The sequence below is a fragment of the Krasilnikovia sp. MM14-A1259 genome (assembly GCF_047159535.1).
In the GTDB taxonomy this organism is placed as follows: Bacteria; Actinomycetota; Actinomycetes; order Mycobacteriales; family Micromonosporaceae; genus Actinoplanes.
The window spans coordinates 7,542,570-7,555,290 of the sequence record NZ_BAAGAJ010000002.1; the positions used below are offsets into that span (position 1 = coordinate 7,542,570).

Below are 12,721 nucleotides of genomic sequence, written 5' to 3' on the forward strand. Positions count from 1 at the left end.
CTGTCGACTCACCTAACCACGCGGCCCGTCGGCCCGCCCGGTGATCGGTCGGCAACGATGCCGCCCCCGACTCCGGCAATCAGCCCGACATGAGAAAGGGAGACCTGCTGATCGATGCCGCCGCCCGGGCCCGGATCGCCTTGGACGTCCAGGACACCGGCCGACTCTTCCCATACGGAATCGGCCGCAGGCACGGGACTGTAAGAAAAACGGTGTAACTCCTGATCAAGGAGACGCCTGATGACCGTGACGATCGAAGCCGCCGTGGATACTGCCGCGGTGGCGATGAAGAAGGACCCGGCGGTCTCGCCGGAAGCCGTGGACGCCGAGTTGGTCGGCCGGTTGGTTGAGCAGGCCCGCGCCGCGGGCCTGCAGCTGACCGGCGAGGGCGGTCTGCTGCAACAGCTGACCAAGCGAGTGATCGAGGCCGCGCTGGACGGCGAGATCACCGACCACCTCGGCTATGACAAACACGACCCGGCCGGCAAAGACGGCGGGAACTCCCGCAACGGTTCTCGGGCCAAGAGGGTGCTGACCGACGTCGGGCCGGTCGAGATCACCGTGCCGCGCGACCGCGACGGCTCGTTCGAACCGCAGATCGTCCGCAAGCGGCAACGCCGGCTGACCGGCGTCGAGGACATGGTCCTGTCCCTGTCAGCGAAGGGTTTGACGACCGGGGAGATCAGCGCTCACCTGGCAGAGGTGTATGGCGCCGACGTATCTCGCCAGACGATCTCCACGATCACCGACAAGGTCATAGACGGCATGGCCGAGTGGCAGAACCGGCCCCTCGACAAGGTGTATCCGGTGGTGTTCCTGGACGCGATCAACGTGAAGATCCGCGACGGGAAAGTCGCCAACCGGCCCATCTACGTCGCCCTCGCGGTCACCACCGAAGGCACCCGCGACATCCTCGGGTTGTGGGCCGGTGACGGTGGTGAGGGCGCCAAGTTCTGGTTGACCGTGTGCACCGAACTGAAGAACCGCGGTGCCGACGACGTGCTGATGGCCGTCTGCGACGGCCTCACCGGCCTACCCGACGCCATCAACACCGTATGGCCCCGGACAGTGGTGCAGACCTGCGTGGTCCATCTGCTGCGGAACTCGTTCAAGTACGCGTCCCGCCAGCACTGGGACGCGATCGCGAAGGCCCTCAAGCCGGTCTACACCGCGGCGACCGAGGCCGCCGCCGAGCAGCGGTTCCTCGAGTTCGCCGAGACCTGGGGCGACAGATACCCGGCGATCGTCAGGCTGTGGGAGAACGCCTGGGCGGAGTTCGTACCGTTCCTAGCGTTCGACACCGAGATCCGAAAGGTCGTCTGCTCAACCAACGCGATCGAGTCGGTCAACGCCCGGATCCGCCGGGCCGTGCGAGCCCGCGGGCACTTCCCGAACGAGCAAGCCGCTCTGAAATGCGTCTACCTCGCCGTGATGGCCCTGGACCCGACCGGCACCGGCCGACGCCGCTGGATCACCCGCTGGAAACCCGCCCTCAACGCCTTCGACCTGGCCTTCGAAGGCCGACTCACCGCAGGCCGCAACTGACGCTCAACAAAGATCGAGTTACACCGTTTTCTTGACAGTCCCGCAGGCACTGACCGGATCGGAGGTTCCCCTCATCCCGGCCCCGAGAGCGCCCAGGCGCCGATCGCTGTGCGGTCGGAGCGCGAGCCGGTCGTGAGCTGACCGTGCTGCGCGAGCCCAGGGCGGCCCGGTCTCGGATACCGGGAGAGCGTCCGAGCCCGCGCCGGGCGGTGGCGGCGGGACGGGGATGATCGCAGTATGCCTCTGCTCTTTTCGTACGGCACATTGCGGGACCCGGCGGTGCAGCGGGCCAACTTCGGCCGGGAACTCGGCGGCCGCCCCGACGCTCTGCCCGGGTACGCGATCCGGATGCTGGAGATCACTGATCCGGAGGTGCTCGCGGTCAGCGGCGAAACGCAGCACCCGATCGTCGTGGCGACCGGCGACGACGCCGACACGGTGCCGGGAATGGTCTTCGACGTCACCGAGGAGGACCTGATCGCCGCGGACGGTTACGAGGTCGACGACTACCACCGGGTGCTGCTGCCCATGGCCTCCGGTGCGCAGGCGTGGGTCTATGTGAGCGTGCCGGGTTGACGCTGCTGCTGAAGCTGGCGTTGGCGCCGCTGCTGGTGGTGGGGTCGTCGCTGGCGGGCCGCCGATGGGGTGTTCGGGTGGCCGGCACTTTGGTGGCGTTCCCGATCGTCGCCGGCCCGATCCTGCTGATCACCTGTCTGGAGCAGGGAGTGCGGTTCGGGGCTCGCTCGGCCGCGGCGTCGCTGCTCGGGCTGGTGTCGCTCGCGGTGTTCGCGGTGGTGTTCGCCTACACGGGTCGCCGTTTTCCGTGGCCGGTCACGGTGGTCGTGTCGTGGACGGCGACGGTGGTGGCCGACATCGCCCTGGCCGGTCTGACGGTCGGTGCGGGTTGGGCCTTGCTGCTGGTGATGATGGCGGTGTGGGCTGCCGCCCGCCTGACCAGGGCCATCGAAGGCCCCGCTCCTGCCGGTGCCGGCGCAGCGAGACCGCCGTGGTGGGACCTGCCGGCGAGGGCGGCGGCCACTGCCGCGCTGGTGCTGTCGGTCACCGGGCTCGCGGCTACCGCGGGTCCGGTCGTGACCGGGATCCTCGCGCCGTTCCCGATCGCCACGAGCGTGGTCGCCGCGTTCGTGCTGGCCCAGCAGGGCCCGCCGGCGGTGATCCGGACGCTGGCCGGGGTGGTGCAGGGGCTGGTCGGCTTCGCGGTGTTCTGCTTCCTGACTGCGGTGCTGCTCGTCCCGCTCGGCGTTGCCGGTGCCTTCGGTGTCGCCGTCGCCGGTGTGCTGATCACTCAGCTGATCGGGGTCGCCGTGCGGCGCCGGCGCCCGGACACCAGGCCCGGCGCCGGTGCGCCGGTCGATGTCACAACCGGCCGTCGCCCTCTGTGAGGCACCGGAACCGAACGCTGTCATCGCGTGTCACAGCGGGGCGAGTTCCGGGCGCACGGCCCGGTCGCCCAGCTCTGCCTGGACCTCGGCGGCACCGGCCCACCCGTCGCCGACGGATTCGGTCACACCCGAAGGTCGGCGCCCGCTGCCCCTTCGGCCGGTTCGCTTTGATCATGACCGGTGCTGTACTCCCGGGATGATGTCCGCCGACAGCCCCCTCAAGAAGCCGGCCCTCGCGGCTGTCGGGCGGTGGATCAGGATCTGGTTGCGGGGGTGGCGATCCGAACCTTTGGTGTTGGTGTCGTTGTTGCCCGTGGAGACGGTGCGGGCGCGGTTGATCGCTGGCCATACGTCCTATCTGCGCGCTGCCTTCATGTTCGGTGGCTGGGGTGAACACCGTGTCATCGGCCGCGTGGGTATCCGTCGAGTCTCGCTGGAAGCCGTCACGGTGGGAGTCCGAAACTCGTGGCGGCCGGTGATGCGGGGCCATCTCGAACCGGACGGTACCGGTTCCCGGCTTGTCGGACGGCTCGGCTGGTCACCGTTCGTCAGGGCGTTCAGCGCACTATGGCTCGCTGGCGTGGTATGCGTCTTCTTGGTTGGTGTGATCCACGCTGCTGTTTCGGCGTGGAGCGGCGACGTCGGCGGCGAGGTGTTCGTTCCCTGTCTCGTTTCGCTGGGCTTCTTGGCCTTCTTCGTCGGGCTGACAGCGTGGGGCATATATGCCGGTCGTCGTGATGCAGACTATTTGCGATCATGGTTGACGGACCGGGTACAGACCGCGGACGCCGGCATCCCCGGGTACCGGCCGTGGCGGGGAGAAACGCTGCTCTGACGAACCCTCGGCTCGCACGTGACAATCCGGATCCGGTAGCCGCGTAAGGCGTGCTGATCTCAGTGGTTGCATCAGATACTGATCGGCCGGGACTCCGCGGCAATTGCCCGGCAGCGCTCAGGTTCCGGCCTTGGCGGTCAGCAGATAGTCCTCGGCGTCAGCGCTCCATTTCAGGCCGACGGCTCCGCTGGTCGCCGCAGCCCTGCTGAACTGCAGGAAGCTGCGGTAGCCGAGCTTCTTCTCGCTGAAGTCGGGCCGTACCTTGCGCAGTTGGTTCTTGAGACCGGACAGCGCCACCGGGCTATCGCTGCCTGCCAGGTCGAGAATCACCGAGCGCAGCAGGCCGAACGCCGCCTCCCGGGCCCCATGTTCGGGCAGAGTCACGTCGGGGTCGCCCTTGGCGGGTCCCTCGGTCAGCTCGACCACGTTCTGTTCGGCAAGATGGCGCAAGAGTTCGCCGAAGGCACGGAATCCGTAGTCGGCCTCGTTGAACGTGGGGTCCTTACGGAGCAGGGTGCGCTTGATCATCGAGGCTGCCACCGCTCCGCTGGCGCTGCGCTGCAGGCCGGCCACGGTCTGCGCGACGAGTACGGCGAGCGTATCGACATCGCGTGCCGCTGCGTCCGCGGGCGGCTGCGCTTCGGGTTCCTGTTCTCGCGGTGGCGGCTCTGCCTCCGGGGTTCTGGCCGGGCGACTCCGCCGCGTACGCGAGGGCGGGACCTCGACGCCCTCCAGGCGGTCGTAGAAGAGGAACTCGTCGCAGGCGGGCGGCAGCATGGCCGATGTCGTCCGTTCGACCCCCACGCCGATGACACGCTTGTTGAGCGCGCGAAGCTTGTGCACCAACGGAGTGAAGTCACTGTCGCCGGTGCCGAACACGAAGGTGGAAATGTAGTCGCGCTCGAAGGCCAGCTCCAGCGCGTCCACGGCCATCTTGATGTCGGCGGCGTTTTTGCGCGAGGCCCCCATGCGCTGCGGGATGTCGATGAGTTCGACATGCGAGCGGGTGAGCATCCGCCGGTCCTCGTCGAAGTACGACCAGTCGGCGTATGCCCGGCGTACGACCACCCGCCCGCGTTCGGCGAGCGCATCGGCGATGGGCCGCAGCTCGAACGTCATGCCGCCGAGGTGGTCACGCGCTCCCAATGCGAGATTCTCGTAGTCGAGGAACAGGGCGATGCGCTCTTCTTGATCCACACAGATCAGGGTACGCCCGGCCCTGCCGCCGGCGGCTCCTCCTCCTGACCCGGGCAGCCAGTGCGCCCGCGCCGCGGGCGTTCACATGCGACGCAGGCGAGCCGTCCAGCGCGTACCCCTGGAACCGGTGGTGACCCGCGGGCAGTTCCCACCTCATCGGACAGGCGAGCGATGAGCGCCGCACCGAGCCGGTCGGATGCCGATCCGCAGCGAATCGAGTAGGCGGCAGGCAAGGGACACGGTTTCGGCCGGGGCTCGGCAGGCCGGGAACGTCCAGCAGCCCTGCGAGCCGGGTGGCTGACACCACAGTCCGGCCCCGGTCGGCCGGGCGGCCCACGGCTGCCCGGCCGATTCGGCAGGCCGGCGTCGACCGTCCGGAGGCTTGGGCTGGGCTGAAGGTATGAGCTGCAACCTGCCGGCAACCGCGTCGCACCGGGTCCACACCGATGCTCCCCGAACCTTGGATGCCGGGCCTGCAGACGTGGCCTGGTGAAACGGGGGACATCACGTGGAGCGCATCAGCGCAACAGTCACCAGCACCACAGCAGCACCGGCAGGCACGCCGGCAACGGCGTCGAGCCGTACCGGCCGCGGCCTGCTGTCCGTGCGGGTGTCGCTGGCGCGCACGGCCGGGTTCGCGGTCGTGTATGCGCTGGCGCTGCTGGCGGGCCGGATGACGGTGATCGACGGCAGCGGCATGGCGCTGGTGTGGCCCGCCGCCGGTGTCGCCGTGGTGTGGTTCTGCGTCCAGCGTCACGCCCGTACGCGGTGGGTGGACGTGTGCGCCCTGTCCTTGATCGCGCTGGCGGGCAACGTGGCCACGGGTGTCGCGGTACCGGCGGGCGTGGTGCTGGCGGCCGCGAATCTTGTGCAGGCCGTGGTGTTTGTGTGGCTGCTGGGACGCTGGCGGCCGACCCTGTGGGGCGCCGATGGCAACGCGCGGCTGTCCGCGCCGCGGGATCTGGCCTACCTGCTCGCTGTCACGGTCGTCGCCGCCGCCGCCGCCGCGAGCGCGGCGTTCGGCCTCACCGGTCTGTGGCTGGCCGCCGCCCCGATGTCGTGGCTCGTTGCGGCGGAGTGGATGGCCCGGCAGGTCGCCAGCATCTTCGTCGTCGGCACCACCGGGCTCTGGTTCGGCCCCGCCATCAGCGGATTCCAGGCCCGGCACGGATCGCTTGCCGGCTGGTGGCAGGCCACGGACAAGGCGTTGCGGGCGATGCCGGCATGGCGGGTCGCCGAGTATCTGGCCGTGGCGTTGTGCTCCACCGTCGCCTACCTGATGGGGTTCGTCTTCGACCACGGTCTGCCGCTGGCGTTCCCGCTTATCGCGCTGACCGTGTGGGCCGCTGTCCGGCTGCGCACCAGCTTCCTGGTGCTGCATCACCTGATTTTCGGCGCGGCGGCGATGCTGTTCACCCTGCATGGCGAGGGACCGATGGCGGCCGTCGCGGATCCGCACCTGCGGGCCATGACCGCGCAGGCGTACGTGGTGCTGATCTCCGCCATCGGCCTGGCGCTGGCCCTGGGCCGCGACGAACGCATCACGCTGATGGCCGAACTGACCCGGCAGAAGGAAGAACAGACCCGGCACGCCGCGATGATGAGCGCGGTCATCGACTCGATGGCCGACGGCCTGTCCCTGGTCGACGCCGACGGCCAGGTCGTGCTGCGCAACCCCGCCGGGGTGCGGCTGCTCGGGCCCGCCGGGGCCATGCACGACGTGCAGCCCCGGGTCCATCACCTCGACGGCAGCCCGGTCACCGCGCAGACGCTGCCGCCGGCGCGGGCCCTGGCGGGGGAGAAGGTCGACCCGATCGACCTGCTGTTCACCGACCCGGACGGCCGTGACGGGCGGATCCTGCGGGTCTCCGCGACCCCGCTGCCCGGCTGCGACGGCACCCGCAACGCGGTCGTGCTCTACCACGACGTCACTGTCGAACGCCGCCACCGCGACCAGCTCGCGACCTTCGCCGGCGCCGTGGCGCACGACCTGCAGAGCCCGCTGACCACCGTGGAGGGCTGGTCCGAGGCCGCCGCGGATGCCCTGGACGGCGACCAGCCCGCGATCGGGTTGGCCCGCGACGGCATGAACCGGGTCACCCGCGCGGCCGTACGCATGCGCGGACTGATCAACGACCTGCTCGCCTACACCTCCGCCCGCGACGCCGACCTCAACCTCACCCAGGTCGACCTGACCGCCATGGTCGGCGACATCGCCGCGGGACGCGCCGACACCGCGGCCGCCGCCGGCCAGCCGGTGCCGCAGGTCGCTCTCGGCCGGCTCCACCCGGTGCTCGCCGACTCGGGTGCGGTCCGGCAACTGCTGGAGAACCTGATCGGCAACGCCATCAAATACACCGACCCGGCGGCCACCCCGCATGTGCGGGTCACGAGCACCCACTCGGGCGGCTTCGTGCAGGTCACCGTCGCGGACAACGGCATCGGCATCCCCGCCGGACAGCACGAGGCCATCTTCGACAACTTCCACCGCGCCCACCCCGGTGCCGCCTACGCCGGCACCGGCCTCGGCCTGGCCATCTGCCACCGCATCGTCACCCGTCATGGGGGCACCATCCACGCCGGCGACAACCCCGGCGGCGGCGCCCGGTTCACCTTCACCCTGCCCGCGGCCGACCCGATCAGCGCCCCGACCGACGCGAACGCGGCGCCGCGAGCCGTGGTCACCGCGCCCGAAACAGCCGCCACCCGCCAGCACACGAACCATGCGTCTACCGTGGCGGCACCCGCCCGATTCGCCGCCTGACCAGTCCGCCGGAACGCCGCCGACATCGCGTGGGGATCTTGGTGGCCGCGGTGACCGGACGCCGCACTCGCGCAGGCTCTCGCCGCCGAAACCGGCGTAGCCGTCAGGATCGAACGCGGCGGGTTCCTCGCGAGCTCCTGGCACAGCCGTTAACGGCACACCTGCTGCGTGGGGCCCGGTGACAATCGCGTGCAGTGAACCGCCGCCGCCACACCCGACGGTCCTCAGCCCTCCTCGACCGGTGGCGATATTGAGGTGAAGGGGGCATCGTGCCCCGCCGTCAGGGGGATGCAGCATGCGTGCGGTGGCGAGGTGGGTGGCGGACCGGTCCGTGCGCACGAAACTGGCCGCGCTGGCCGGGATCGGGCTGCTCGGCATGGTGATCATCGCCGCTGCCGGGGTGACCGCACTCGGGCGGGCCGCGGTAAAGGGCCAGGAACTGGACCGGATGGGCCGCCTCTCCCGGGTGCAGATGGCCGCCGACATGGCCCACGACGCCATCCGCGGCGACGTTCAACGCGCCCTGCTCGCCACCGGCAGCGCCGAGGCCGGCGAGATCCGCGCCGACCTGGACGAACACTCCGCCATCCTGCGCGACGGGGTCCGCGAACTGGCTGCGCCGGGCATGTTCACCGACGTCCGCACCGCCGCCACCCGCGTCACCCCCGAGATCACCACGTATCTCGACCTCGCCCGCGCCACCCTCGACACCGCGCTCGCGGGCAACCACACGCCCGCGACCTACGCCGACTTCCAGGCATCCTTCAAGACCGTCGAGGCGGACCTGCCCGCCGTCGGTGACGCCCTGGAAATCCATGGGAAGGCGGCGTCGCAAGCGATCGGCCAGCAACGACGTACCGCAACCTGGCTGCTCAGCGCGGTCGCCCTCATCGGGATTGCGCTGCTGGCGGTGGTGACCTGGCTGGTCGCCCGCAGCATCCTGGGCCCGCTGCACCGGGTCGGCGCGGTCCTGGCCACCCTCGCCAAGGGCGACCTGTCCCGCGAAGCCACAGTGCACTCCGGCGACGAACTCGGCCGCATGGCCACCCAGCTCAACACCGCCGTCGGCAGCGTTCGCGACACCGTGCGCAGCCTGGCCGCCTCCGCCGACACCGTCGCCGCGTCCGCCACCACGATGTCCACCGTCTCGCAGCGCATCGCGGGATCGGTCGACGAAGTCGACGCCCAGGCCACAGTCGTGGCCGGCGCAGCCGCCCAGGTCTCCGACAGCGTCACCCAGGTCGCCGCCGGCACCGACGAGATGGGCGCCTCCATCGGCGAGATCGCCGAAAACACCATGCGCGCCGCGACCGTGGCCGCCGACGCCGTCGCCAACGCCCGATCCGCCGGGCAGATCATGTCCCGCCTCGGTGAGTCCTCCACCGAGATCGGCAACGTCGTCCACGTGATCACCACGATCGCCGAGCAGACCAACCTGCTCGCGCTCAACGCCACCATCGAAGCCGCCCGCGCCGGCGAAGCCGGCAAAGGCTTCTCCGTCGTCGCCGGCGAAGTCAAGAGTCTCGCTCAGGACACCGCCACGGCCACCGCCGACATCACCGACCGCGTCGCAGCCATCCAGGCCGACGTGACCGCAGCGGTCGCCGCCATCGCCGCGATCAGCGACGTCATCGGCCAGGTCAACGAATTCCAGACGATGATCGCCGCCGCCGTCGAGGAACAACGCGCCACCGCCGCCGAGATCAGCCGCAGCGTCACCCACGCCGCGAGCGCCAGCACCGAGATCGCCGGAACCATCGCCGGGGTCGCCGACGCCACCACGACCACCAGCCGAGACACCGCGCAATCCCAGCAGACCGCTCAGGAGTTGGCCGCCATGGCCGACCAACTCCGCGGCCTCGTCACCCAGTTCCATCTCTGACCGGCCGGGCGGGTGCCGGGAGGCAGATCCGCCTCGGCCGTGCGGATCCCGTCCGGCTCGTTGGCTGACACACGGCTGACTTTGGTCACCCTGCGTGCTACGGATGCGTTTGGTGGTCTGGGCTTCCCCCGGCGGTGTGGACACCCTGAAACTGGATCTTGAGTCCAGAGGAAAGGGGTGTCCCCGTTGGGGAGGCCATCGAAGTACACGCAAGAGTTCCGGGCCGATGCGGTAGAGCTGGTGCGCTCGTCCGGCCGGCCGATCAACGAGGTTGCCCGCGAGTTGGGCCTGAGTCACGAGACGCTGCGCAACTGGGTCCGCAAGCACGAGCAGCAGACCTCAGGCCCAGGCGCGGGTTCGGCGGCGGGTGCCGGGTTGTCGGTGGCGGACAAGGACGCTGAGATCGCCCGGCTGCGCCGTGAGGTGGCCGAGTTGCGGCAGGAGAAGGAGATCCTGCGCAAGGCCGCCGCGTTTTTCGCGAAGGAGATGGATCGGTGACCAGCCGCTTCCGGTTCATCTCCACCCACCGTGGGGAGCACGGCGTGAAGCGGTTGTGCCGGGTCCTGGCGGTGTCGCGCTCCGGGTTCTACCGGTGGGCCGCCGCCGCACCCGGCCGGGCCGCGCGGACCGCCGCCGAGGACGCGCTGGCCGCCGCGATCACCACGGTGCACACCGCCTCGGGCGGCGCCTACGGCTCACCGAGGGTCACCGTCGAACTGCGCGAGCAAGGTCTGCGGGTCAACCGCAAACGGGTCGAGCGCATCATGCGTCAGCGTGCGGTGGTCGGCCGGCACCTGCGCCGGCGTAAACGGACCACGATCCCGGACCTGGCCGCGGCGCCGGTGCCAGACCTGCTCGGTCGCGACTTCACCGCCCCTGCACCGGATCAGCGGTGGTGCGGCGACATTACCTATCTGCGGGTCGGGGATCGATTCATCTACCTGGCCACCGTCATCGACATCCACTCCCGGCGGCTGCTCGGCTGGTCCATCAACTCTCACATGCGCGCCGAGCTGGTCATCGACGCTTTGCACGCGGCGGTCGCGGCTCGCGGACACCGCGTCCACGGCGTGGTGTTCCACTCCGACCGCGGCAGCCAATACGGCAGCACCGCCTTCGCGGACGCCTGCCGCCGCTACGGGGTACGCCGGTCGAGGGGCCGGATCGGGTCGTCGTTCGACAACGCCCTGGCCGAGGCGTTCTTCGCGTCGCTCAAACGCGAACTCGACGTCGACAGGCGCCGCTGGGCCTGCGAGGCCGATGCCCGCCGCGACGTGTTCCGCTGGATCGCGTTCTACAACCATCGCCGCCGGCACTCCGCCCTCGGTTACCGCAGCCCCGCCGACTACGAACAAACCCCCGACCCGGCTACGCTGCTCCAAGTCGCGGCATAACCCGGTGTCCACACCCCGGGGGGAAGCTCACCCTGCGTGCTACGGATGCGTTTGGTGGTCTCTTGACAATCGAGCGATTGACGCTCTTATCATTGCCGTGATATCCACCCAGATCGATCTTCTCAACAGGACCGATCAAGTGCCGCGACCGAATGCTCTGGCAATGCGCGTGTTCTTCGTGTCGTCCCCTGGAGCCGGGCATGTGTTCTGCCTGGTCCTACCACACCCACTTCGTCGTACACCGCCCGCGACCGGGGGATCGGCCTGGTCGCCGCGCCGGTGGATCTGAAACGCCGGACGGCTGCGGCGGCTGCTCCGACGCCGTGTTGCGGGCCGCGGCCGGCGAGGTCCACGCCGAGCTTTGTGCGTTGCCTGCGCCGTCGGAGGTGGCCCGGCGGCTGCTCGATCTGCTCGATCCGTGAACTGAGCTGCGGAAGAAGGGCTGGCGAACATGCGGATTCTCTTCCTCGCGATGCCCGGTGCCGGGCACGTGTTTCCACTGGTGCCGCTCGCCTGGGCGTTCCGGTCCGGCGGTCACGAGGTGCTGTTCGGCACGTGCGGCGAGGGTCTTGCGCATGCCTCGGGGGCGGGCCTGCCGGTCGTCGACGTCGCCCCCGGCTTCCGGGTGCGGGACTACCTGGGGCAGCTCTTCGCGCAACGGCCGGAGTTGCCCGCCCAGGAGCATGCGGCCGCTCGCCGGCACAGTGTCCACTTCGCCGTCACGCTGTTCGCGCCGGTGAGCCGGCGTATGGCCGCCGATGCGATACGGCTGGCGCGCAGGTGGCGTCCGGATCTGGTGGTGTACGACGAGCTGGGTGCGGTCGGGGCCGTGGCCGCCGCCGCCCTCGGCGTGCCGGGTGTGCTGCATGACTGTGGCTTCGTCCGTACCCGTCCGCTCTGGCAAGGCTTCCGGCAGGCGCTGCTTGATCTGTACGACGAGTACGGCCTGACGGCGCCCGCCGAGCCGGCGGTGACGCTGGATCCGGCGCCGCCGAGCATGGTCCCGGAGCCCGACGGCTGGTCGGTGCGGTGTGTGCCGTATTCCACCGGCGCTGTGCTGCCGGACTGGCTGTCGGAGTCGCCGCAGCGGCGCCGGGTCGCGGTCAGCCTGGGAACGGTGACGCCGGCCGTGGAGGGTCCCGGCCTCATGCGACGGATCGTCGGCGTCGCGGCGGGCATCGACGCCGAGTTCGTGCTGGCGCTCGGTGGCCGGCCCGCCGCGGTCCTGGGCGATCTGCCACCGAACGTGCGGGTATGCGAATGGGTGCCGATGAGCGCGCTGCTGGCGACATGTGCCGCGATCATCCACCACGGCGGGGCCGGCACCGCGCTCACCTCGATCGCGGCGGGTGTGCCACAACTGGTCGTGCCCAACGGAGCGGATCGCTACATCACCGCCGACGCGGCGCGACGTCGCGGCGTCGGGCTTGTGGCCGAGCCGGACGAGTTGGACGCGGCACTGCTGCAACGACTGTTGACCGATCACGAGCTGCGGGGCGCCGCCGCCGAGGTCCGGACCGAGTGGAGCAATCTGCCCGCGCCGGCGGAGATCGCGTCGCGGCTGATTCGCTGGCGGTGAATCAAAGACCGAAAGAGTCGCGCAGCCCGAATGTTTCGCGGTTTGGTCATTCGTGTCGAAAACATGAAACCATTGTTGGCATGCTGGGGAATCGCAGTCCAAGAAGGCCTGGTTTAGGTATG

Annotated in this window: 9 protein-coding genes; 8 read left to right on the plus strand and 1 reads right to left on the minus strand. The window is 69.9% G+C overall.

Features of this window, described 5'->3' with window-relative positions; translation table 11 throughout:
- The first annotated feature begins 279 nt into the window (after nucleotides 1-279).
- The 4 genes from ACMCNK_RS34210 (at nucleotide 280) to ACMCNK_RS34225 (ending at nucleotide 3,783) form a co-directional block, all read left to right on the plus strand.
- On the plus strand, nucleotides 280-1,545 hold the full coding sequence (locus tag ACMCNK_RS34210) for an IS256 family transposase (RefSeq protein WP_412738557.1): 1,266 nt from the start codon (nucleotides 280-282) through the stop codon (nucleotides 1,543-1,545).
- A gap of 237 nt (nucleotides 1,546-1,782) precedes the next feature.
- Nucleotides 1,783-2,121: a gamma-glutamylcyclotransferase family protein gene (locus tag ACMCNK_RS34215; protein ID WP_412740460.1), complete on the plus strand. Its 339-nt coding sequence runs from the start codon at nucleotides 1,783-1,785 to the stop codon at nucleotides 2,119-2,121.
- Complete coding sequence (locus tag ACMCNK_RS34220) at nucleotides 2,118-2,948, plus strand: hypothetical protein (protein WP_412740461.1); 831 nt, start codon at nucleotides 2,118-2,120, stop codon at nucleotides 2,946-2,948. The genes ACMCNK_RS34215 and ACMCNK_RS34220 overlap by 4 nt, the downstream gene beginning before the upstream one ends.
- 196 nt (nucleotides 2,949-3,144) lie before the next feature.
- A complete protein-coding gene (locus ACMCNK_RS34225; RefSeq protein WP_412740462.1) occupies nucleotides 3,145-3,783 on the plus strand; it encodes a hypothetical protein in 639 nt (212 codons plus the stop codon).
- A 117-nt stretch (nucleotides 3,784-3,900) separates the two neighbouring features.
- Here the strand turns inward: ACMCNK_RS34225 and ACMCNK_RS34230 are convergent, their stop codons facing one another.
- Complete coding sequence (locus ACMCNK_RS34230) at nucleotides 3,901-4,980, minus strand: NYN domain-containing protein (protein ID WP_412740463.1); 1,080 nt, start codon at nucleotides 4,978-4,980, stop codon at nucleotides 3,901-3,903.
- A 508-nt stretch (nucleotides 4,981-5,488) separates the two neighbouring features.
- Here ACMCNK_RS34230 and ACMCNK_RS34235 point away from each other — a divergent pair.
- From ACMCNK_RS34235 to ACMCNK_RS34250, 4 genes are all read left to right on the plus strand, one after another.
- Nucleotides 5,489-7,744, plus strand: coding sequence for an ATP-binding protein (locus ACMCNK_RS34235; protein WP_412740464.1), 2,256 nt, complete (start codon nucleotides 5,489-5,491; stop codon nucleotides 7,742-7,744).
- A gap of 304 nt (nucleotides 7,745-8,048) precedes the next feature.
- Nucleotides 8,049-9,626, plus strand: a complete 1,578-nt coding sequence (locus ACMCNK_RS34240) for a methyl-accepting chemotaxis protein (RefSeq protein ID WP_412740465.1) — start codon at nucleotides 8,049-8,051, stop codon at nucleotides 9,624-9,626.
- Between the two features lie 186 nt (nucleotides 9,627-9,812).
- Nucleotides 9,813-11,020, plus strand: a protein-coding gene (locus tag ACMCNK_RS34245; RefSeq protein WP_412740466.1) for an IS3 family transposase whose coding sequence is annotated in 2 segments (ribosomal slippage) — nucleotides 9,813-10,103 and nucleotides 10,106-11,020 — 1,206 coding nt in all. Because the reading frame shifts where the segments join, the coding sequence is not laid out codon by codon here.
- Nucleotides 11,021-11,471: 451 nt separating this feature from the next.
- Nucleotides 11,472-12,599: a nucleotide disphospho-sugar-binding domain-containing protein gene (locus ACMCNK_RS34250; protein WP_412740467.1), complete on the plus strand. Its 1,128-nt coding sequence runs from the start codon at nucleotides 11,472-11,474 to the stop codon at nucleotides 12,597-12,599.
- The last annotated feature ends 122 nt before the right edge of the window (nucleotides 12,600-12,721 follow it).